The organism is Chromobacterium paludis, assembly GCF_008275125.1.
In the GTDB taxonomy this organism is placed as follows: Bacteria; Pseudomonadota; Gammaproteobacteria; order Burkholderiales; family Chromobacteriaceae; genus Chromobacterium; species Chromobacterium paludis.
In genome coordinates, this window is sequence record NZ_CP043473.1 from 286489 (window position 1) to 308342 (window position 21854).

Consider the following 21854-nt stretch of genomic DNA (forward strand, 5'->3'; position numbering starts at 1 on the left):
GCGTTCAGGCGTAGGTGTCGACGTATTGGCCCGTCTTGGCCTGGCTGCCTTCCGGGGCGCTGGCCTGCTGGGCTTTTGCCAGCGGGGACTGCGGCGCCTTGCCGCTTTGCTTCTGCAGCAGCTCCACGCGGGCTTGCTGCTCGATCTGCGAGGCCTCGGCCGCTACCGCGCGGTCCTGGCCGGACGGATCCGACGGCGCCAGCGCGGCGGCGCGCACCGTTTGCGCGTTGCGTATGGTTTCCTCGGGGGTGCCGCCGCGGCTGACCTGGATGGGCACTTCGCCGCCTATCGCGTACTGCTTGCCGTCCGGGCCTTGCTCGAAGGTGAAGCTGGCGGCGCCGGCCAGGCTGCCGCCGGCGGCCTGATGGGCGGCTTCGTGGCGGCGCACGTCGGTGTCGCGCGATTTCAGTTCCGAGACTTCTTTTTGCTGAGCTTCGTTCAGCGGCTTGCCGTCGGGGGCTTTGGGCGTGGCGGGATTGACGTTTTGGCTATTGCCGGAGGCGGCGTTGCCGCCGCGGCTGTCCGCGCCATTGCCGCCGGAGCGGCTGGAAGAGGCGTCGCCAGCGGCGGTCGCCGCGCCTGCCGTTGCCTGCTGGACGGCCGCGCCCGCCGCCGCCGGCGCGCCGGAAGCGTCCGCCCGCAATTGCTGGCAGGCGGGGCATTGGCAGTTGGCTCCGTGAGTGGGCAGGGCGTAGCCGCCGTAGCCGCCGGAGATGCTGGAAATGGACATGGCGTTCGACCTCTAGCATTCCATTATAGGGGGGCTGTTGTCCATTCCAATCGCCATGGCAGAATGCGAGGTGTCGAAACCATGGAGAACATGATGAGCGAGCAGAGCCAGGGCCAGCGCGAACTGACGATGTCAGTGTTGATGACGCCCGACATGGCCAATTTTTCCGGCAATGTGCACGGCGGCGTGCTGCTGAAGCTGCTGGACCAGGTGGCCTATGCCTGCGCCAGCCGCTATGCCGGCTGTTATGTGGTGACTTTGTCGGTGGACCAGGTGCTGTTCAAGCAACCGATACATGTGGGCGAGCTGGTGACCTTCCTGGCCAGCGTCAACCATGTGGGCCGCACCTCGATGGAGGTGGGCATCAAGGTGGTGGCGGAAAACATCCAGACCCGCAGCCAGCGCCACACCAATAGCTGTTACTTCACCATGGTGGCCTACCAGGACGGCAAGCCGATGACCGTGCCGGTTCTGGTGCTGGAAACCGAGGAGCAGCGCCAGCGCTTCCGCGCGGCGGAGATGCGCAAGCAGCTGCGCATCGAGATGCAGCAACGCAAGGACGGCGCCTAATCGTCCGTCTGGCGCTGTCGCCCAGGCAGCGCCTGCACTACAATGCGCCGTTTGTTTCCGGCGCGCCTCCCATGTACACCCTGATCCACACCGATCCCCGTTTCTACCTGCTGGACAAGCATCCCGGCGTCAGCTTCCACCGCGACGGCGACGAGCCGGGGCTGATGGAGGCCTTGCGCGCCGGCCTGGGCGATGAGGCGCTGTGGCCGGTGCACAGGCTGGACCGCATCACCTCGGGCCTGATTCTGGTGGCGCGTTCCGCCGCGGCGGCGCGCGCGCTGGGCGAGGCGCTGGCGGAGCGCGAGGTGGAAAAGTATTACCTGGCGCTGTCAGACCGCAAACCGGCCAAGAAGCAGGGCAGGATCAGCGGCGACATGGCCAAGGGGCGCGGCGGCGCGTGGCGGCTGGCGCCGAGCCAGGGCAATCCGGCGGTGACGCAGTTTTTCAGCTTCTCGACGCAGCCGGGCGAGCGGCTGTTTCTGTTGCGGCCGCGCACCGGCAAGACCCACCAGCTCAGAGTGGCGATGAAGTCCCTGGGCGCGCCGATACTGGGCGACGAGCTGTACGGCGGCACGGCGGCGGATCGGGGCTATTTGCATGCCTACGCCTTGCGCTTTGCCCTGGACGGCGAAGGTTTCGCCTTCATCCAGCCGCCGTGTTTCGGCGAGCGCTTCGAACACCCGGCTTGCCGCGCCGCATTGAACGAGCTGGGCGAGCCGTGGGCGCGGCCCTGGCCGGGCGGCTAGATCCGCCTCAGGCGGCGACGGCTTCCGTCTGAAAGCGAGTCAGGCAAACCCGCTGGCGCTGGCACAGTTCGCCAAACGCCGCGCTGGCCAGGTATTCGAATTCGCGGCCGCGGCAGGCAGCGATGGGATCGTCCGGGTCCTGGCTGGCCAGTCCCGGGTGGCACATGATCAGCGCCTGATCCGGCATGCGGGCGAGCCAGGCTTGCATCAGGCCGGGGAAGTCGGCCTGAGGCGTCAGCGAGTACATGCCGGCGAACCACGGCGTGGTGGCGAAGCCGCGCTCCTGCGCCTGCTCGTCGAAGTGGGTGCACACGCTGCGCAGGATCAAGGACTTGAGCCGGTTGTCGCCGGGATGGCCCAGCTTGTCCGGCGCGCGCAGATAGGGCAGCTCCTCTTCATCCCAGCGGCGCAGGATGGCGTCGAACAGCGCGTCGCGGATGACGGGCAGCGCATGCACATGCTGATGGCCGTCGATGAAGTCCGGCAGCCGGCCGAAGTGCTCGGCGAAGCGGTCGATCTGCGCCAAGGCTTCGTCTCGCAGCGCGGGCAGCGACAACTGCCGCAGCTGGCTTTTCATCAGCCAGTGCGACAGCGGCTTGGCCGGCTGGCCGAAGGCGTGGGTGAGGTTGAAATGCAGGCCGACATCGACCCGCTCCGCCCGCGCCCGAATCTCGCCGGCCAGCTCCGGCCAGTGCGGAGACTGGCTGAGCACGCTGGTGGCGGACAGGCGGCCGGCATCGATCAATTGCAGGATGCCGGCGCTGATGCTGCCGGACTGGGCAAAGTCGTCGGCGCAGAGAGTCAATTGTTTCGTCATGGACGGTATGACTGGATGCGGTGAGGAAAGTTTGTAAAGGGTGCGCCGGCAGACGTTAATTTGTTTGCGGCGCGGAGGCGAAAGCCCACAGCTTGCCCAGCAGGAAAGTCAGCGCGGCCACGGCGAACAGCACGATGGCCAGCGAGACGCGGTAGTCCAGCGCGGTGAAGCGCAGCAGCAGGAAGTACATGGCCTCGTTGACGCAAAAGCTCAGGCAGGACACGCCGAAGAAGCGCGGCAGCGCCTGGCGGTGCGGCACGTGGCGCGCCTCGAAGGTGAAATGGCGGTGCCCCCAGTAGCTGAGCTGGAAGGCGCCGAGAAAGCCCAGCACATTGGCGGCGAGCGGCGGCGCGCCCAGCGGCACCAGCACCAGGGTGACCAGCGAAAAATGCAGAAGCATGGCCGATACGCCCACCACGCCGAACCATAACAGTTGCCGCTTCATGCCGCGTCGTCTTCCCGCCGGCCGTGGATGCGGCTGATCAGATAAGTGGGGCGGCCCTTCACTTCATTGAAGATGCGGCCGACGTACTCGCCCAGTATGCCGATGGACAACAGCTGCACGCCGCCGAGGAAGGTGACGGCCACGGCCAGGGTCGGCCAGCCGCTGACCGGGTTGCCGAACAGCAGCGTGTGCAGCACTTCCCAAGCCGCATAGCCTATGGACAGCAGCGAGATGACGCAGCCTATCAGGGTCCAGATGCGCAGCGGCATATTGGAAAACGCGGTCAGGCCGGTCAGGCCCAGGCCCAGCAGATTGCGGAAGTTGAAACTGCTCTTGCCGGCGCGGCGCTCCTGCGTCTCGGTCTCCATCGGCAGCTGGGTGTAGCCCACCCAGTTGTACAGGCCCTTCATGAAACGGTTGCGCTCCGGCATGCTGCGCAGCGCGTCCAGGATGCAACGGTCCAGCACGCGGAAGTCCTGGGTGTTTTCCGGTATCTTCAGCGGCGCGCCGCTGTTGATCAGCGCGTAGAAGACGCGGGTGAACAACTTTTTGGCCAGCGTTTCGCCGTCGCGGTTGGCGCGCACGCTGTAAACCATGTCATAGCCTTCGCGCCATTTTTCCAGGAACACCGGCACCATTTCCGGCGGATGCTGGAAGTCGCCGTCTATCAGCACCGCCACATCGCCGCGGATGTGGTCGATGCCGGCCGTCAGCGCGATTTCCTTGCCGAAGTTGCGCGACAACTGGATCAGCGTCACCGGCAGACGGCGGCTGGCTTCTATCACCTTGGGCACGGTGTCGTCGCGGCTGCCGTCATCCACCACCACCAGCTCATGGCGCAGGCCCTGTTCGCTCAGCAGGCGGTGCAGCGTTTCCAGCATGGGCACGATGTTGTCCGACTCGTTGTAGGCCGGCACGACGCAGCTGACCAAGGGGTCGTCCGGCCGCTCTGCCGCGCGCAGCGCCAGCAGATAGGGTGGGATGAAGTTGCGGGTATCGCTCATGGCAAGGTCCTGGATCAACGCGCGGCGAGGGGCCGCAGCAGCAGCATGCGGTCTTTCATCACGGGAAATTCCGCTGTCTTGGCATAGCCGGCGGCGATGGCCGGCGGCAGGCTGGCGTAGTCTCGCTGTTCGGTGACGATCCAGCTGCCCGGATGCGCGGCCAGCAGGCTGGCCAGCACCTGGGGCTTGGCGGTGGTGCGCACCTTGCCCTGGCTATAGAACTCTGCCGAGAACTCGCGGCGGCTGTCCCAATAGAACAGCATGGCATCCTGGGCCGGCTGCGCCTGGCGCCAGGCCTCGATCACCGGTTTCTGGGTGCGGAAATATTTGGCGCCGTCGTAACGCTGCAGGCCGATGGCGGCCAGCACCAGGATGCCGGAGGCCAGCGCCAGCCAGGGCAGGGCGCGGCCGGAGCGGGCGGTTTGATCGCGCCGCCATAGTTCGGCCATCAGCAGGGCGGCGCCGGGCAGCATGGGCAGCGAGTACGGAAAGATGATGTTGCCGGACAGCGTGAAGAACAGCAGCGTCATGAAGGTCCATAGCGCGATATACAGCAGCCAGCCGTCGGTCTCGCCCTGGCGGACGATGGCGGGCAGCCTGCGGGCGCGGCAGGCGAGCCAGGCCAGCATGGCGAAGGACCACGGGAACAGCGCGCCGAAGGCGTAAGGCCAGATCATGCCGCGCGGCGTGGCGTGGGCAAAGCCGTACTTGTCGCCCTTCCAGCCGGAATCCAGGAAGCGGCTGACGTGCTCGCCCATGATGAAGTAGTTGAGGAAGCCCGGGGTGCGGATTTCGGCCCAAACATACCAGGGCAGGGCGATGGCGGCGGCCAGCATGGTGCCGGTGAGCCACGGCAGCTCGGTCCATAGCCGTTTCCACTCATTGCGGACCAGCACCCAGAAGAAGATGGGCATGCCCACCAGCACCACGTCCAGCGGCCCCTTCGCCAGCAGGCCCAGGCCCAGGCCGACGAAGAAGGCGTAGCGCCAGACGCGCTTGCCGCCGTTCATCGCATGCCAGAACGCCACCTGGCTCAGCGTGACACAGAACATCAAGGAAGGGTCCGTCATCACGGTGCCGGCCGCGCCGAAGAACAGCAGGCCGCCGGCCAGGAACAGGGCGGCGGCCATGGCGGCGTCCTGTCCCGCGCGGCGGCGCATCAGGTCGGCGGTCAGCCACAGCGCGCCCAGGGCCAGCAGCAGCGCCGGCAGGCGGGCGGCCAGCTCATGGATGCCGAACAGGCCCATGCTGGCGGCGGACAACCAGGTGGACAGCGGCGGCTTGGCCCAGAACGGCACGCCGTAATCGTGCAGCGGCGTCACCCAGTTGCCGGTTTCCAGCATCTTGCGGGCGATTTCGGCGTAGCGCGCCTCGGTAGTGTCGGTAAGCGGAATGGTCCAGAGCGCCAGGACACGGATCAATAGCAGGGCCAGCAGCGCGTAGCCGGCAGCCTTGCGCCAGGTGGGGTTCGCAGCGGTTTTCATTCGGATTTCAGATGGGAAACGGATCGGCGAAGGCTAACACAGACCGCGCTTCGCGTGTTGTTGCAGGCGCAAACGAAAACGCCACCCCGGCGGGGTGGCGTTTGAGCATGCTACGGCTTACTGGCGGCCGTGCATCATCTTTTTCAGCACGCTGGACAGCGCGAACAGCACGATGGAGCTGGCGCCGGCCATGAACACGAACAGCATGAAGAAGTCGTGCAGATTGTTGATGGCGTAGCCCATGAAGTGCGGCACAGGCTTGGCCGGGTCCGGGTACAGCTCGGACAGCACGCCGGCAAACTTGTTGGCGGCCGAGTTGGACAGGAACCAGATGCCCATCATCAAGCTGGTGAAGCGGGCGGGAGACAGTTTCACCACCAGCGACAGGCCGATGGGCGACAGGCTCAATTCGCCGAAGGTGTGCAGCACGTACAGGCTGACCAGCCACAGCATGCTGACCTTGACCCCAGGCTGCAGGCCGTCCACGCCGAAGGCGATCACCAGGTAGCCGATGGCCAGGAAGAACAGGCCCAGCGCCATCTTGGCCGGGGACGATGGCTCCATGCCCTTGTGGCCCAGCTTGGTCCAGATCCAGGCGAAGATCGGCGCGAACAGCACCACGGAGATCGGGTTGATCGACTGGAAGAACGAGGCCGGCACCACATAGCCCAGCAGGTTGCGGTTGGTCTGTTCTTCAGCGAAGAAGGTCAGCGAGGCGCCGGCCTGTTCGAAGGCGGACCAGAAGAAGATCACGAAGGCGGACACGATCAGGATCACCGCCAGGCGTTGCTTCTCGATCATGGTCAGCGGCGCATGCACCACTTTCTCGCCGCTCTCGTGATGGCGCTTGGGCGCCATGCCGATGGGCTTGCCTTCCGGGGTGACCAGATATTGGTTTTTGAACAGGGTGAACACCACCAGCGACAGCAGCATGCCGCAGCCGGCGGCCATGAAGCCCCACTTGAAGTCGGCAGGGTTGCCGGTGTCGCCCAGGGTGCCGCAGACCAGCGGCGCGATCAGCGAGCCGGCGTTGATGCCCATATAGAAGATGGTGAAGGCGGAGTCCACGCGCTTGTCGCCCGGCACGTACAGCTGGCCCACCATGGACGAGATGTTCGGCTTGAACAGGCCGTTGCCGGCGATCAGCATGCCCAGGCCGCCGTACAGCAGCCAGGAGGCGGCCATCACATTGGTTTCGTGCAGCGAGCCGGAGAAGAACAGCATGAACTGGCCGATGGCCATCAGGATGCCGCCGGCGATGATGGAGCGGCGGTTGCCCCAGTAGCGGTCGGCGATATAGCCGCCGATCAGCGGGGTCAGGTAGACCAGGCCGGTATAGGTGCCGTAGATGTCGGAAGCGTGAGCCTTGTCGAACAGCAGCGCCTTGATCATGTAAAGCGTGAAGATGGCGCGCATGCCGTAGTAGCTGAAGCGCTCCCACATCTCCGTCACAAAGAGCAGATACAGCCCCTTGGGATGCGATTGAGTAGACATAAGGGTTTCCTTCGAGTGACTTGATACATCACCAGCAACAAGCGGTGTTTTTTGATTTTTTATGGCTGCCTGGATTTTGTAGGCAGTGCAAGATCATATCGGTTAAATGTTGAGATGTGAAAATTTTTTAACGGTAAATGTCATTTATACGTAATATTTAGAGCAATAGCTTTCATTTTTAGATGATTTTTATTGAGCATTTAATGGTTTTCTTATGAGTTTTTATCATTGTGTTCATTGAAGATTGTATTCAATGTGAGTGGCGACATTGTCACAGGGTAAATAGTCTGTGATTGTCATTTACCGTAAAGAGGGATAAGGTCGTATCGGCTTCTGCAAGCCCGCGCCGGGCATCCGCTCCGCGCTCCACTGCTCAAGGTATGGCGATGAAAACGATCACTTGCCTGGCGCAGCCCTTCCATGAGGGCCCGCGCCCCAACTGGTATACCCTGGATGTCATCCTGACATTCGACTTCCCCCACGCCTGAGTTTCTCCCCGCTTTCCGCTCTGTTTCATTGGCAATCGCAAGACGGCACGCCATGCCGGGCTCGCGCGCGTCCGCGCGCCGGCTGGCCGCGCCGCGAGGAGACGCATCATGGCACGACGCATTCCCGAACCATTCCGCATCAAGATGGTGGAGCCCATCCGCCAGACCACGGCCGAAGACCGCCGCCAGGCGTTGGAGGAGGCCGGCTGGAACCCCTTCCTGCTCAAGGCGGAAGACGTTTATATAGATTTGCTGACCGATAGCGGCACCGGCGCGATGTCCGACCGCCAGTGGGCTGGCCTGATGATGGGCGACGAGGCCTATGCCGGCAGCCGCAATTTCCTGCACCTGGCCGACACCGTGCGCGAGCTGTTCGGCTACGCCCACACCATTCCCACCCACCAGGGCCGCGGCGCGGAGCAGATTCTGTTCCCGGAACTGGTCAAGCGCTGCCGTGGCGAGCGGCCGGTGTTCCTGTCCAACTATCACTTTGACACCACCAAGGCCCACGTGGAGCTGGCCGGCGCGCGCGCGGTGAATGTGCTGACGCCGCAGGCGCTGGACACCGGCACGGCATATGACTGGAAGGGCGATTTCGACCTGCCGCGGCTGCGCGACATCGTGGCGGCGGAGGGAGACAACGTCGCCGCCGTCATCATCACCATCACCTGCAACAGCGCCGGCGGCCAGCCGGTGTCCATGGGCAATATCCGCGCCGTCAGCGAATTGGCGCGCGCGCGCGGCATCCCGGTGGTGATAGACGCCGCGCGCTTCGCCGAAAACGCCTGGTTCATCCGCCAGCGCGATCCGGTTTATGCCGCCGCGTCCATCGCATCCATTGTGCGCGAGATGTTCGATTGCGGCGACATGTTCACCATGTCGGCCAAGAAGGACGGCCTGGTCAATATCGGCGGCCTGTGCTGCTTCAAGGATGACGAGGCATTGTTCCGTGCGGTGCAGGTGCGCTGCGTGCCGATGGAAGGCTTCGTCACTTACGGGGGCTTGGCCGGGCGCGATATGGAGGCGCTGGCGATAGGCCTGAAGGAAGGGCTGGACGACGCCTTCCTCAGCTACCGCATCGGCCAGGTGGCTTACCTGGGCGAGCGGCTGCGCGAAGGCGGGGTGCCGATCCAGACGCCGACCGGCGGCCACGCGGTGTTCGTCGACGCCAAGCGCTTGCTGCCGCATTTGCCGCCCGAACAGTTCCCGGCGCATGCGCTGGCCTGCGAGCTGTACCTGGAGGGCGGGGTGCGGGCGGTGGAGATAGGTTCGCTGCTGCTGGGCCGCAATCCGCAAACGGGCCAGCAGGAGCCGTCGCCGTTCGAGCTGATGCGGCTGACCATCCCGCGCCGGGTCTATACCAACGACCACATGGACTACATCGCCGATTGCCTGATCGCGGTGAAGCGGCGCGCCAGCGAGGTGCGCGGGCTGACCTTCGACTACGAGCCGCCCATCCTGCGCCACTTCATGGCGCGGCTGCGTCCGTTGTAAATGGGATGCCCCGGTCTACTGGCCGGGGCTGTTTCAACCGGCGAAAGCCGGTTTGCGCATGCGCATGACGAAGGTGCAGTCTCCTATCACGTTGTAAAAGTTCTGCACCGCCATCGTGATGTCGGCCTCGGCCAGCTGGCCGCTGTTGAAGCGGCTGGCCCAGGGCTCCAGGATTTTCACGTCCGACGATTCCATCACCCAGTCCACGCCCAGATAAACGCCCAAGGGCGTGCTGGAACCGCCTTCCGCCATGCTCTGGCGATTCAGCTCCTGATTGAACATCTGCAAGCCCATGGCGGTGATCGGCCGCACATGGGTGGGGTCGGCCAGGTAGTTGTCGCTGCGCGGATGCGGCACGGTAATGAACACGCGCGCGTCCGGCGCGCACACCCGGTACAGCTCCTGGATGATGCCTAGGTAGATGTCGGCGCTGGCGCCCAAGTGCTCCAGAACATGGCTCATCACCACTTCGTCCACTGAATTGTCCGCCCAGGGCCAGGGGAAGTGCTCCAAATCGACGACCTGATCCGGCTGGCAGGCGGCCTGGGAGTCCACGTTGATAAAGCCGGGGCGTTTGTCATGGCCGCAGCCGAGGTTGAGTTTGAACATGGGGCAGTCTCTAGGTTAAGGCGGAGCAATTGGCTTGGTGCTTATGCTCTAAACATAATTATTTTTCAATCATGTAATCACGCGATAAACTACTTGTTTTGTAAATAAATGTGAATGCCTGTTAGGGCAAAACCATCAATAAAAAGGTTGCGTGATGAAAGGGTGGAAACGTTGGTCGATGCTGTTATTGGCATCTATGTTATCGGCTTGCGGCGGCGGTGGTGGCGGTGGTGGCGGGGAGGGGCCTAGCCAGTCTCAGGCGGCGATGCCGCCATCCTCGATCCAGCTGTCTACGCCTTCCTTGGGCGGCAACCAGACCGTAGGCAGCTCGCAGACCTGGACCATACAGGCAAGCGTGGCGGATCCCAGCAAGTTCAACGGCACCATCTATCTATACGTAGTGGACAACCAGCATGTGCTGGGCGGCTCGCCGCAGCTGAACTGGCTGGGCGGCAACCAAATGGCGCTGACCTTGCATTCGTCCGGCACGCTGGCGGCTGGCCATTACAAGGGCGCGCTGCAGTTCCAGCTGTGCCGGGACGCGCAGTGCGGCTCTGCCTACCTGAGCGCGCCGCTGAGCCTGCCTTACGACTTCACCGTGGCGGAACTGCCTTTGCAGACCGTATTGTCCGGGCTGTCTTCCACGACAGTTTATGTTGGCGGTGACAACTCCTTCAGCAGCTCGGTAGCTGTCAGTGGCCCGAGCGGCAAGTGGACGGCCAGCTCCAAGAGCCCTTGGCTGGTGGTGAATAAGGGCGCAGGCCAAGGGGCAGGCAGTTTCACCGTGACCATGGCCACCAAGCCGCTGGCGGCAGGCACGTATACCGACAACGTGACCGTCAGCAGCGAGGATGGCCAGACCGCCGTGCTGCCGTTCAGCGTCAACGTGCGCCCGGTGCAGTTCGTCGCCTCGCAAGACAGTTTCAGCTTCAGCGGCATCAATGGCGGCGACATCCCGGCGCAAACGTTGCGCTTGAGCCTGAACAATGACGGCCAGCGGGCGTGGAGCGCCAGCAGCAACGCCGGCTGGCTGCAAGCCGGCGCGGTGAGCGGCACCACGCCGTCCAATATTCCGCTGTTCGTCGACCCCAGCCGCGGCGCCTTGGCCAGCGGCAATTACAGCGGCACGCTGCACTTGAACGCGGATGCTATCGACAGCAAGGACATCGCAGCTTCGCTGGCTTTGAGCAAAGCCAGCTTTACCTTGCCGACCCAGGGCATTGTGCTGGGCGGCGACAAGGGCCGCGATCCGATCACGCCGCAGAACCTGCAGTTCGCGCTGAATACCGGCAACAAGTCCTGGCCTTGGAGAGTCGCTTCGCAGCCGGCATGGTTGAAGACGAACGCTGCTGGCGGCAATGTCAGCCAAGTCGCGATGCAGGCTTTGCAATTGAGCAGTGATTTCTCGCAGGCCAAAGTGGGCACGACGACTGACGCCTTGAAATTGTCCTCGCAGATCAACGGCGACACGGTGGAGGGCACCGTGCCGGTGACGATCAACCGCGACCAGCGCCGCTTGTTGCCATCGAAATGGGGCGTGGCTTTCTCCAGCACGCCGGCTGGCAAGGTGTTGAGCAAGACGCTGACCATCAAGGACAACTTTGGCGGCGTTTTGAATTGGACTGCTAGTTCCGATGCATCCTGGCTAAAAGTGACTGCCAGCGGACAGACGAGTAGTGGTTCTACTTTACAGCTGCAGGCGGATGATTCCCAATTGCCGATGGGGCAGATCAGCTACGCTAATGTAACCATTAGCGCGGATGCTGTGGATATTAGTCCAGCGGTTGTGCGTGTCGCTGTATGGCGAGATAGCCAATCACTAAGCAATAGTGTCACACTCAATGGAAATTACAAGCATATGGTCGCAGATCCTATTCGACCATTGGTTTATGTCGGTGGGGTTGATGGCAGCGTATTGGTATTCAATGCCTATAGCGCAACTCAAGTTGCAGTTATTCCAGGTGTGGTTGCGGCAACCGGAGAAATGACAGTCTCTCCTAATGGTGACTATTTATATGTTTTGGATACAGTTAATCGAGCTATGGCTGTGGTTGACCTCACCGCGCTGAAAAAAACCAATAGTTGGAATTTGATCAATGCAGTAAGTGATAGCACTCCTTTGTTAGCAATTCGACCTAACGGCGTTGAGCTAGTTTTGCTTGGAGATGGCACGGCTTACAAGGCTGGGAAAAGTTTTGCGGCAACAGGAATTCAGGGGTATACGCTTACCGCGACAGATGATGGTAGAAGTGTTTATTCCATTGATACTGGGATGAGTCCAGCCTCAATGGCGGGTTATAACGTAGATTACTCAGAAATTGCCTCTGGTTCTCTGCTTGTTTCAATCAAGCCAGGTCACTGGGATTGGGGGAATTCTTCGAATGGCAAGAGTATTTCTGTAAGCGGAGATGGAGCCAGTTTGTATACAGCTTCAGGTTCGCCATACAGGTGTTTGAAGGTTGATCCTGTTAGTCTGGACTATGTTGGTCAGCTGCCGGGAGGAGATTCATACCCAATTGATGTATTGGTTTTGACTGATGGTAGAGTGCTTTGTGGAGCTAATTCTGGCTCTTTGGGAGAGACTCTATGGTTGCACAATAAAAATGGTGGGCTGATAAAGTCATATGGAGTATGGTCTCAAAATTATGCAAACTTGTCAGAGCATGGTTTGGTTGCTTTGGGAGACAGTATCATTATGGCAGCAATGACTGCTAGATGGACAGGGACAAGTGCTGGTTATGCAAATGCCTTGGTTTTCTTGCCTATTTAATTTTTAATCGTGCAGCGCGGGTGGGTGGAAGCATTTGATGAGAGGCATCTGACTAAACGACCTGTTTTGCTACGTTCAGCTGCAAGATCGTATTCAAGTGAATCACCCGCTGCGTAATATCCGGCAGAAGGTCGATTTGCTATTCGATTCGATGAATGACATCTTCGATGGCTAGCATTCCTGATTTTGTTTCCTGACAGGCTACCCCAATCTGGCAAAAATGTTTAGCATGGCCAGGATTGGAAGTCCCGATGTGCGAGCATTTGAGGCAATGGCTGGAGGCGGGCCATGCCCGCTTTCGGGTGATAGAGCATCCATCCGAGGGCAATTCGCACAAGGTGGCCGAGATTCGCGGCACCGAGGTGGGCAGGGCGCCAAGGCCATGCTGTGCCGGGTGGCGGATGAGGCGGGCTTGTTCGTGCTGGCGGTGCTGCCCGGCGACGAGCGGGTGGATTTCGCCAAGGTGGCTGCCGCTGTCGGCGCGCGCAAGGTCGGGCTGGCGGACGCGGCCGATGCTGAGGCCGCCACCGGCTGCGTGATCGGCTCCATTCCGCCATTCAGCTTCCATCCGTCCATCCGGCTGGTGGTGGACCCGCAGCTGCTGGCCCGTTATGGCGAAATCGCGTTCAACGCGGGCAGGCTGGACGCGCCCATGGTTCTGTATAGTGAAGACTATCGTCGGCTGGCGCGTCCGCTGTTGGCGGACATACGCAAGGAACAGGCATGAGGGAGGATGGCATGGAGTCGCTGGCCGCCTATGCCCGCGCCATCATGGGCGGGGCCGGCGCGGAGCGCATCGTCGGCCGCGAGGAGCGGAACGAGAGCTGGCGCGAGGCCGATTGCGAGGTGACCTTGCGGCAGCGCGATTACCGTTTCGACAACGGCGTGGTTGTCCGCCGCGGCATCGAGGTGGACGATTACCCTAGCGAGCTGGCCTGCTCCGAATGCTGGATCACCTACGAGGTGCTGGAGCTGGGAGCGTCGCCGGGCATCGAGCCCGCGCGCAAGAGCTTCGACAACGCTTGCCGTGAAGCCTATTGGTTGCGTTACCACGCGGAATCCGCGATCTGAAAAAGCCCCAATGGGAGGCGCGCGCCGCCTGCTTGGGGGCTGGGGTGTCGCCGCGCAGGTGCGCGCGGCTTACTCCGGCGCCAGCCAGATCTGGTCGAAATCCATCCAGCCGCATTGCGCCAAGCTGACGCCGCGCACCTGGGGCGAGTATTCCAGCATTTGCCAGTAATGGCGCAGCGGGATCAGGCTAGCCTCTTCCACCAGCCGGCGGGCCAGCGCTTCGTAGCGCTGCCAGCGCCGTCCGGCATCGGGCTCCCGCGCCAGCGCCTCTGCCGCCTGGCGCATTTTGCGCCGCGGCTCCGCTTCCAGCCAACGGTGAAATCCCGCGTCCTGGCTCAGCCATTGGCAGACGTTGAAGTCCACGTCGTCGCCCATCACTTCTCCGGTCAGCAGCAAATCGGCCTTCTCCAGCCAGTCGTAACGGGCGAAGTCTGGATAGGGCAGCACCGTCAGTTCGATGCGGCAGCCTGCCGCGCGCAGACGCCGCGCCGTCGCTTCCGCCAGATCGACATGGGACGCGAGCTGGTAGGTGATAAGCCGCAGCGTCCGGCCAGCGGTCGCGCGGCAGAATGGAGGCGGCGCTGTCGGCCAGCCGCCGCGGCAGCAGCGTGTCGGGCCGGGAGAGCGCGATGTCCACGGTCAACGGCGCGGGCAGATTGACGGATTGCAGATGCGGCAGCAGGCCCTGGTGCGGACCGGCTTCGTCGCGCAGCCGCAGCAGGGTTTGGCGGACGTCTTCGCCATTCAGCGCGCGGCCATGATGGAACAGCACGCCGGGCCGCAGGTGGAAGCGCCAGTTGCGCCACTCCGCGTCATGCGACCAATGGTGGGCCAGGGCTGAGACGATCTCCCCCTTGGCGCGGTCGTAGCGGGTGAGGCCGTCGAATATCTGGCGGATCAGGTGGCATTCGGTGCGACGGTTGATCTGGACCGGGTCCAGGCTATGCAGCGGCCGGTAGAAGGGCAGGCGCAGCGTTTGCGGCTGGGCTGGCGGCGCGCCAAGATAGGCTGGCAGCAAGGCGGCCAGCTGCCGCCGCGCGTCCGGCGGCAAAATGCGCGTCGCCTGTTCGATGTCGCCCGTGTCCAGCAGCCGGCGCAGCGCGTCGGCCTGCAGCTCCGAGGGCGGAGCCAGCAGCCGCAGATGCGATGGATGGCCGCGGCCCAGGCCGGGCTGCCAGCGCAGCCAGCCTCGCGCCTCCATTTTCTTCAGGATTTCGCGGGCGTGGCGCGGCGCGCAGCACAGCGCGCCGGCGATATCGGCCAGGCGGATGGGGCCGTCGTGATCGGGAAGGGCGCGGTGCAGGCGCTGATAATGCTGGAGCGTGCGCATAAAAGGGGAGCTGTCGGCTGAATTTGATCCGTTTTTGTCTCCGCTTTTGTGCCGGATACTGCCGGCTCTGTCAATTGTCATGGAGCGCGCATGTCCGCCGTCACCCCTCCCATTTCGCTTTGGCGCCAGCCGGTGTTTTCCAGCCTGTTCGCCTCCACCGCGCTGCTGGCGCTGGGCGGCCAGATTTACCAGCTGGCCTTGCCCTTGATCCTGTACGAGCTGACGCATTCGCTGGCGGCGATGAGCAATCTGCGCGCGGTGGAGTTCCTGCCCAATCTATTGCTGGCGGCCTTCATCGGCGTGTGGGTGGACCGGGTGTGCCGCCGCAGCTGGGCGCAGCGCTCGCTATTGGTGATGGCGGCGTTGCTGGGCGGGGGCGCGCTGGCCTTGGCGCAAGGGCGGATGGGGTGGTGGCTGTTCTATCCGCTGACCTTTTGCGTGATGTTGTGCAACTACGTGATGGCCATCTGCCGCATGGCCTTGATCAAGGTGAGCGTGCCGCCGGCGCAGCTGGTGCAGGCTAACGGCTACCTGGGCACATTGTCCGATGTGTTCGCCGTCAGCGGACCGATGCTGTCCGGCTTGCTGATCGCCTGGGCTAGCCCGCAATGGAGTTTGGGCGTGCCGGCGCTGATGTTTTTATTGTCGTCCGTCCTGATGGCGCGTGTGCCCCGGACAGCGCCGCGCGAGTCGGGCGAGCGCCGCTTCCTGAGCGAACTGGCCGAAGGATGGCGCGCGCTGCGCGGCAACGCCGCCTTGTGGCAGCTGAGCTGGGTGGTGGTCTTGGCCAATGGCGCGGCCGGCGTGGCCGAGGTGTTATTCCTGTTCCGCGCGCGAGATCAGCTGGGCCTGTCGCCGGGCGAGCTGGGCTTGCTGTTCGGCTGCGCCGGGGGCGGCGGCATCCTGGCCGGCCTGGCCGTGGCGCGGGTGAGGAGGGCGCTGGGCTTGGGGCGAATGATCTGCCTGGCCTTGCTGCTGGAGGCGGCGGGCATGGCGGCGCAGGCCACGTTGACGGCGCTGCCTTGGCTGGCATTGGCGATGGCGCTGCAAAGCTTCGTGGTGGTGTGCGGCAATGTCGGCATCTGGAGCTATCGGCAAGAGGCGACGCCGGTGGAGCTGATTGGCCGCGTGTCCGGCCTGACGGGATCGCTGTTCAAACTGCTGATGCCGCTGGCGCTGATCCTGGGCGGCCTGTTGTCGGCGGGCATGCCGCTGCGCGGGTTGATGTTGGCGACGGCGGCTTGGCAATTGGGCGCCGGAGCGTTGTGTTGCTGCAGCCGAGTGAGAGAGGTGAGCTGAGGGCGGTAGAGCTGGCGCAGACAAGGTTGATGACGGCGAGGAGGCTCTTCCTCCAGGCAAGCGAAACAGCCCGCATCGCGGGCCGTTTTGGTTTTGGGTGAAGCGCGGTTTAGTGGTCCGCCGGCTCCAGATGGGGCTGGCCCAGCTTCACCATCGGCCCCTCGGCGGTTTTCCATTCGCCGACGATGCGCCATATCTTGTCGTGGTCCTCCAGCTGCACATACCAGTGATTGGCGGTGACCAGCGGTTTGGCCAGGACGCCCTGGTATAGATTGGGGCCAGCCAGGGTCATTTCCACGCTTTGGTCGAAGTCGTCCTGGGCCGGGTGCACCATGCGCACGGACAGGGTGTCGGGCAGTTTGACCTTGCTGGTGGTGATCAGGCGCAGGCTGCGGCCGTCGGCGCCAAACATCAGTTGGCCGGACAGGCCCATCTGCGCCGCCACCTTGTCGCGGCGCAGTTCCATATTGATGGCCTTGCCCTTCTTGTAATAGTCGTCGGTGACCAGGCCGTCGTCGGTCTTGATGGCGACGTTCAGGTAGCAGATGCCGACGATGACCGAAACCAGCGGGATGCCGAACAGTATCCAGGGCCAGGGTTCCTTGTGCCAGGGACGGGGCGGGTGGTGGGTGGTGTGTTGCATGCGTTTACTCTCCAATGAAACTGGATTTTTCTTCCACCCTCAGGCCGGGGTGGTTCAGCGACTGGATCACGAAGTGGATTTCATGGCTGCCCTTGGTCGCGTACTGCGGGTCCGCCTGCACATGCACGGTGACCGATTCAGTCTCCGTGGCGCGCACGTCGATTTCCGGTTGTTCCGCTTTGGCCTTGATGTCGGGCAGCCCCGTGGCGGTGATGGCGAAGCGCTGGTTTTGTTCCGTGGTGTTGATGATCTTGATGATGTAGGTGTTTTCCAGCCAGCCCTCTTCGGTCTCGCGCACCAGCGAGGCGCGGTCGCGGATCACGTCCACCTTGAAGGGTTTGCGCAGAATGATGGAGGTGACGGCGGCGCTGAACACGATGGCCAGCACCAGGCTGTACAGCACTACGCGCGGCCGTTTCAGGCGCGACGGGATGGCTTTTTCCGGGTATTTGCCTTCCAGCGCGTTTTCCGTGGTGTAGCGTATCAGGCCGCGTGGATAGTTCATCTTGTCCATGACTTCGTCGCAGGCGTCGATGCAGGCGGCGCAGCCTATGCATTCGTATTGCAAGCCGTTGCGAATGTCTATGCCCACCGGGCACACCTGCACGCAGATGCTGCAGTTGATGCAGTCCCCCAGGCCCTGCTCTTTCGGGTCCGCACCCTTCTTGCGCGAGCCGCGCGGCTCGCCGCGGACTTCGTCGTAGGAGATGATCAGTGTGTCGGCGTCGAACATCACGCTCTGGAAGCGGGCATACGGGCACATGTATTTGCACACCTGCTCGCGCATGAAGCCGGCGAACAAATAGGTGAAGCCGCCGTAGAAGAACATCCAGAAGGTTTCCCACGGCCCGTAGCTGAAGGAGGGGATGGCGGCCACCAGGCTGCGTATCGGCGTGAAGTAGCCCACCAGCGTGAAACCGGTCCACAGCGAGAAGGCGAGCATGATGGCGTGCTTGCTGAACTTGAGCCGGAACTTCCTGGCGCTCATCGGCGCGGCGTCCAGTTTCATGCGCTTGTTGCGGTCGCCCTCCACCCATTGCTCTATCCACAGCATGATTTCGGTGTACACCGTTTGCGGACAGGAGTAGCCGCACCATAGCCGGCCGGCGATGGTGGTCCAGGTGAACAGGCCGAAAGCGCAGCACATCAGCAAGGCGGCCAGGTAGACGAAGTCTTGGGGCCACACGGTGAAGCCGAACAGGTAGAACTTGCGGCCCACCAGATCGAAAAACACGGCCTGGCGTCCGTTCCACTGCAGCCAGGGCAGACCCAGGTAAAGCAGCTGGGTGCCGAGCACGAACAGCACGCGGAAGTTGTTGAAAGTGCCCTTGACCGCGCGTGGGTAGACTTTCTTCTGGGCTTCGTACAGCTCGACGGTGGCGCCGTCCTTGGCGGCGGCCTCAACCTTGACCGGGATTTTCTTCAGAGACTCTGACATGTTGTTTTCCTGGAGAGGGCTTGGCCGAACTCACCTGGCGATGAGCTGGGCCAAGGCCTCTGGGGTGGGGAGGAAAAACGCCGCCTGCGGGAGCAGGCGGCGCAGCCAGGCTTATTGCGGGGCTTTGGGGTTGTTGGACAGACTCCAGACGTAGGCGGCCAGCAGGTGGACCTTGCCTTCGCCCAGGAAGTCTTTCCAGGCCGGCATCTGGTTGTTGCGGCCGTTGGTTACGGTTTCGATGATGGTCTTCTCGGTGCCGCCATACAGCCAGTTGCCAGACGGGTGGGTCAGGTTGGGCGCGCCCAGTTGCTGGTTGCCCTTGCCATCCGGGCCGTGACAGGCGGCGCACAACGTGGAGAAGGTCTCCTTGCCGCGAGAGGCGCGATCGGCATCGAACTTCTTCTTGTGGACCGAGATCGACAACACGTAGTTGGCCACGTCCTTGACTTTCTCCTCGCCCAGCACCGCGCCCCAGGCCGGCATCTGGCCGTGGCGGCCGTTCAGGATGGTGGTCTTGATGGTGTCGGCCTCGCCGCCGTACAGCCAGTCATGGTTCACCAGATTGGGGAAGCCCTTGGCGCCGCGCGCGTCCGCGCCGTGGCACTGCACGCAGTAGGTCTGGAACAGGCGTTTGCCCATTTCCTGAGCCTGCGGGTCGGCCGCTACCGTCTTCAGATCCTGCTTCAGGTACTTGTCGTACAGCGGCTGGTACTTGGCTTCGGCCTGCGCGCGTTCGTCCTTGTACTGGCCGACCGAGGTCCAGCCGCGGATGCCCTTGAAGTCGCCCAGGCCCGGATACAGCACCAGGTAGACGATGCCGAATACCAGGGTGATGTAGAACATCAGCATCCACCAGCGCGGCAGCGGGTTGTTGTACTCCTCCAGGTCGCCGTCCCAGACGTGACCCATGGTCTGGACTTCTTCCCCCTTCTTGATCGTGGTCTTCGATTGGGTGAAGACCAGCAGGGTCAGGCCGATGATGCCGCCCAGCACGATCACGATAATCCAGATGCTCCAGAAATCGCTTGTGAATTGACTCATTTTCTTGCTCCGTTGGAAGCGTGCTCGTGCGAGGCTTCCTCTACCTTGTCGTCATCCAGGAAGGGCAGGTTGGCCGCTTCCTCGTACCGGTTCTTGGAGCGTTTGCTGTAGGCGATGATCAGCACCACGATGAAGAACGCGAAGCAGACCACGGTGAACAGCGAACGCCCTATCGTTACCCAGTCCATGGCTCAACGTACATTCTTCAGCGCAAGACCCAGGCCCTGCAGGTAGGCGATCAGCGCGTCCATTTCGGACTTGCCCTCCACTTGCGCCTTGGCTTCGGCGATGTCCTTGTCGGAGTAAGGCACGCCTACCATGCGCAAGGCTTCCATCTTCTTCGGCATCACGTCGGCGTCCACCAGATTCTTGGCCAGCCACGGGAAGGCCGGCATATTGGACTCCGGCACCACGTCGCGCGGATTGGTCAGGTGCACGCGGTGCCACTCGTCGGAGTAGCGGCCGCCCACGCGGGCCAGGTCCGGACCGGTGCGCTTGGAGCCCCACTGGAAGGGGTGGTCGTATACCGATTCGCCGGCCACGGAGTAGTGGCCGTAGCGTTCGGTTTCGGCGCGGAACGGGCGGATCATTTGCGAGTGGCAGTTGTAGCAGCCTTCGCGGATGTAGATGTCGCGGCCAGCCAATTGCAGCGCGGTGTAAGGCTTGACGCCGGCCACCGGCTCGGTCACGGATTTCTGGAAGGCCAGGGGCAGGATTTCCACTAGGCCGGCCACGCTGATCACCAGCAGTGTCAGCACGATCAGCCAGCCCACATGTTCTTCGATCAGTTTTTGGATTTTGTCCATGATGATTACCTCGTCTCCTTAGTGAGCTTGCGCGGTGATGGCCGGGATCTTGGCGTCCACGGCGCGGCCGGAGGAGACGGTACGGAAGACGTTGTAGGCCATCAGCAGCATGCCGGACAGATACAGGGCGCCGCCGAGGAAACGCACGAAGTAATACGGATAGCTGGCCTTGACCGCCTCAACGAAGGCATAGGTCAGGGTGCCGTCCTGGTTCAGCGCGCGCCACATCAGGCCCTGGGTCACGCCGGAAATCCACATCGAGGCGATGTACAGCACCACGCCCACGGTGGCCAGCCAGAAGTGCGCCTCGATCAGCTTGACGCTGAACATGGAGTCGCGGCCGAACAGGCGCGGGATCAGGTAGTACATGGAGCCGATGGTGATGAAGCCCACCCAGCCCAGCGCGCCGGAGTGCACGTGGCCGATGGTCCAGTCGGTGTAGTGGGACAGCGCGTTGACGGTCTTGATCGACATCATCGGGCCTTCGAAGGTGGACATGCCGTAGAAGGACAGCGAGACCACCAGGAACTTCAGCACCGGGTCGGTGCGCAGCTTATGCCAGGCGCCGGACAAGGTCATGATGCCGTTGATCATGCCGCCCCAGGACGGCGCCAGCAGGATCAGGGAAAACACCATGCCTACGGACTGGGTCCAGTCGGGCAGGGCGGTGTAGTGCAGGTGGTGCGGACCGGCCCACATATAGGTGAAGATCAGCGCCCAGAAGTGCACCACGGACAGACGGTAGGAGTACACCGGGCGGCCGGCCTGCTTGGGCACGAAGTAGTACATCATGCCGAGGAAGGCGGCGGTGAGGAAGAAGCCCACGGCGTTGTGGCCATACCACCATTGCACCATGGCGTCCACCGCGCCGGAGTAAACCGAGTAAGACTTCCACAGCGTCACCGGCACGAAGGCGGAGTTGACGATGTGCAGCAGGGCCACGGCCAGGATGAAGGCGCCATAGAACCAGTTGGCCACGTAGATGTGCTTGACCTTGCGGATGGCGATGGTGCCGAAGAACACGATGGCGTACACCACCCAGGTGACGGCGATCATCAGCTTGATCGGCCATTCCAGCTCGGCGTATTCCTTGCCGAAGGTGAAACCTAGCGGCAGGGTGATGGCGGCCAGCACGATGATCAGCTGCCACATCCAGAAGGTGAAGGCGGCCAGTTTGTCGGAAATCAGCCTGACGTTACAGGTACGTTGCACCACATAGTAGGACGTGGCGAACAGGCCGCAGCCGCCGAAGGCGAAAATGACCGCATTGGTGTGCAAGGGGCGCAGGCGGCCAAAGTGGAACCAGGGCCCGAAATTGAGCTCTGGCCACACCAGCTGGGCCGCGATGACGACGCCCACCAACATGCCGACGATGCCCCAAACTACGGTCATGATGGCAAATTGGCGCACCACCTTATAGTTATAAGTGGATTGCGTTTCCATTAAGGTTATCTCCAAGGTTGCTAACTCAGAACATGAACAAACCGTAGCGGCTTGAACTTCTTCACCTCAGCCCCATTTGCTACTGGGTAGGCTCAAGCCACGGGAACCGAACAGCATAGTTGAGTCAAGTGC

The 21854-nt window shown here is 62.7% G+C and carries 21 protein-coding genes and 1 pseudogene; 7 read left to right on the forward strand and 15 right to left on the reverse strand.

The window, feature by feature from the left end; all coding sequences use genetic code 11:
• Positions 1–4: 4 nt before the first annotated feature.
• Complete coding sequence (locus tag FYK34_RS01390) at positions 5–730, reverse strand: putative metalloprotease CJM1_0395 family protein (RefSeq protein WP_149294715.1); 726 nt, start codon at positions 728–730, stop codon at positions 5–7.
• A gap of 93 nt (positions 731–823) precedes the next feature.
• On the opposite strand from FYK34_RS01390, the gene FYK34_RS01395 reads away from it, so the two are divergent.
• Both FYK34_RS01395 and FYK34_RS01400 read left to right on the forward strand, forming a co-directional pair.
• Positions 824–1300, forward strand: coding sequence for an acyl-CoA thioesterase (locus FYK34_RS01395; RefSeq protein WP_149294716.1), 477 nt, complete (start codon positions 824–826; stop codon positions 1298–1300).
• A gap of 71 nt (positions 1301–1371) precedes the next feature.
• The gene (locus tag FYK34_RS01400; protein ID WP_149294717.1) at positions 1372–2046 is read left to right on the forward strand and encodes a TIGR01621 family pseudouridine synthase; all 675 of its coding nucleotides are present in this window, start codon (positions 1372–1374) and stop codon (positions 2044–2046) included.
• Between the two features lie 7 nt (positions 2047–2053).
• Here FYK34_RS01400 and FYK34_RS01405 read toward each other — a convergent pair whose 3' ends face one another.
• From FYK34_RS01405 to FYK34_RS01425, 5 genes are all read right to left on the reverse strand, one after another.
• Positions 2054–2863, reverse strand: coding sequence for a ChbG/HpnK family deacetylase (locus tag FYK34_RS01405; RefSeq protein WP_149294718.1), 810 nt, complete (start codon positions 2861–2863; stop codon positions 2054–2056).
• 55 nt (positions 2864–2918) lie between these two features.
• Positions 2919–3308, reverse strand: a complete 390-nt coding sequence (locus FYK34_RS01410; RefSeq protein WP_149294719.1) for a GtrA family protein — start codon at positions 3306–3308, stop codon at positions 2919–2921.
• A complete protein-coding gene (locus FYK34_RS01415) occupies positions 3305–4312 on the reverse strand; it encodes a glycosyltransferase family 2 protein (RefSeq protein ID WP_149294720.1) in 1008 nt (335 codons plus the stop codon). The genes FYK34_RS01410 and FYK34_RS01415 overlap by 4 nt, the downstream gene beginning before the upstream one ends.
• Positions 4313–4326: 14 nt before the next feature.
• Entirely contained in the window at positions 4327–5796 is a 1470-nt protein-coding gene (locus tag FYK34_RS01420; RefSeq protein WP_149294721.1) for an ArnT family glycosyltransferase, read from the reverse strand.
• Positions 5797–5913: 117 nt separating this feature from the next.
• The gene (locus FYK34_RS01425; RefSeq protein ID WP_149294722.1) at positions 5914–7290 is read right to left on the reverse strand and encodes a peptide MFS transporter; all 1377 of its coding nucleotides are present in this window, start codon (positions 7288–7290) and stop codon (positions 5914–5916) included.
• 596 nt (positions 7291–7886) lie between these two features.
• Between FYK34_RS01425 and FYK34_RS01430 the strand changes: the two genes are divergently transcribed.
• Positions 7887–9272 (forward strand): tryptophanase, encoded by a 1386-nt coding sequence (locus tag FYK34_RS01430; RefSeq protein ID WP_149294723.1) that lies wholly within the window; start codon positions 7887–7889, stop codon positions 9270–9272.
• A gap of 33 nt (positions 9273–9305) precedes the next feature.
• Here the strand turns inward: FYK34_RS01430 and FYK34_RS01435 are convergent, their stop codons facing one another.
• The gene (locus tag FYK34_RS01435) at positions 9306–9881 is read right to left on the reverse strand and encodes a class I SAM-dependent methyltransferase (RefSeq protein WP_149294724.1); all 576 of its coding nucleotides are present in this window, start codon (positions 9879–9881) and stop codon (positions 9306–9308) included.
• 178 nt (positions 9882–10059) lie between these two features.
• Here FYK34_RS01435 and FYK34_RS01440 point away from each other — a divergent pair, with 178 nt between their 5' ends.
• The 3 genes from FYK34_RS01440 to FYK34_RS01450 all read left to right on the forward strand — a co-directional run bounded on the left by FYK34_RS01440 (position 10060) and on the right by FYK34_RS01450 (position 13722).
• Positions 10060–12651: a BACON domain-containing protein gene (locus FYK34_RS01440; protein WP_149294725.1), complete on the forward strand. Its 2592-nt coding sequence runs from the start codon at positions 10060–10062 to the stop codon at positions 12649–12651.
• A 271-nt stretch (positions 12652–12922) separates the two neighbouring features.
• Positions 12923–13378 (forward strand): YbaK/EbsC family protein, encoded by a 456-nt coding sequence (locus FYK34_RS01445; RefSeq protein ID WP_407923599.1) that lies wholly within the window; start codon positions 12923–12925, stop codon positions 13376–13378.
• Positions 13375–13722, forward strand: a complete 348-nt coding sequence (locus FYK34_RS01450) for a hypothetical protein (RefSeq protein ID WP_149294726.1) — start codon at positions 13375–13377, stop codon at positions 13720–13722. The genes FYK34_RS01445 and FYK34_RS01450 overlap by 4 nt, the downstream gene beginning before the upstream one ends.
• 69 nt (positions 13723–13791) lie before the next feature.
• On the opposite strand, the gene FYK34_RS20770 is transcribed toward FYK34_RS01450, so the two are convergent.
• Together FYK34_RS20770 and FYK34_RS21130 are read right to left on the reverse strand one after the other, a co-directional pair.
• Positions 13792–14169: a periplasmic substrate-binding domain-containing protein gene (locus FYK34_RS20770; RefSeq protein ID WP_231137340.1), complete on the reverse strand. Its 378-nt coding sequence runs from the start codon at positions 14167–14169 to the stop codon at positions 13792–13794.
• Positions 14170–14347: 178 nt separating this feature from the next.
• Positions 14348–15133 (reverse strand): annotated as a pseudogene (locus tag FYK34_RS21130) (SgrR family transcriptional regulator); the annotation flags it as partial.
• 9 nt (positions 15134–15142) lie between these two features.
• On the opposite strand from FYK34_RS21130, the gene FYK34_RS01460 reads away from it, so the two are divergent.
• Positions 15143–16351, forward strand: coding sequence for an MFS transporter (locus tag FYK34_RS01460; protein ID WP_149294727.1), 1209 nt, complete (start codon positions 15143–15145; stop codon positions 16349–16351).
• A 109-nt stretch (positions 16352–16460) separates the two neighbouring features.
• Here the strand turns inward: FYK34_RS01460 and FYK34_RS01465 are convergent, their stop codons facing one another.
• From FYK34_RS01465 to ccoN, 6 genes are all read right to left on the reverse strand, one after another.
• Positions 16461–16994 (reverse strand): FixH family protein, encoded by a 534-nt coding sequence (locus FYK34_RS01465; protein WP_149294728.1) that lies wholly within the window; start codon positions 16992–16994, stop codon positions 16461–16463.
• 4 nt (positions 16995–16998) lie between these two features.
• Positions 16999–18432, reverse strand: coding sequence for a cytochrome c oxidase accessory protein CcoG (ccoG, locus tag FYK34_RS01470; RefSeq protein WP_149294729.1), 1434 nt, complete (start codon positions 18430–18432; stop codon positions 16999–17001).
• Between the two features lie 111 nt (positions 18433–18543).
• Entirely contained in the window at positions 18544–19473 is a 930-nt protein-coding gene (gene ccoP / locus FYK34_RS01475; RefSeq protein WP_149294730.1) for a cytochrome-c oxidase, cbb3-type subunit III, read from the reverse strand.
• Positions 19470–19661 (reverse strand): cbb3-type cytochrome oxidase subunit 3, encoded by a 192-nt coding sequence (locus tag FYK34_RS01480; protein WP_149294731.1) that lies wholly within the window; start codon positions 19659–19661, stop codon positions 19470–19472. Before FYK34_RS01480 ends, ccoP begins: the two co-directional genes overlap by 4 nt.
• Positions 19662–19664: 3 nt before the next feature.
• Positions 19665–20279, reverse strand: a complete 615-nt coding sequence (gene ccoO, locus FYK34_RS01485) for a cytochrome-c oxidase, cbb3-type subunit II (protein ID WP_149294732.1) — start codon at positions 20277–20279, stop codon at positions 19665–19667.
• An 18-nt stretch (positions 20280–20297) separates the two neighbouring features.
• Positions 20298–21722: a cytochrome-c oxidase, cbb3-type subunit I gene (ccoN, locus tag FYK34_RS01490; RefSeq protein ID WP_149294733.1), complete on the reverse strand. Its 1425-nt coding sequence runs from the start codon at positions 21720–21722 to the stop codon at positions 20298–20300.
• Positions 21723–21854 lie beyond the last annotated feature (132 nt).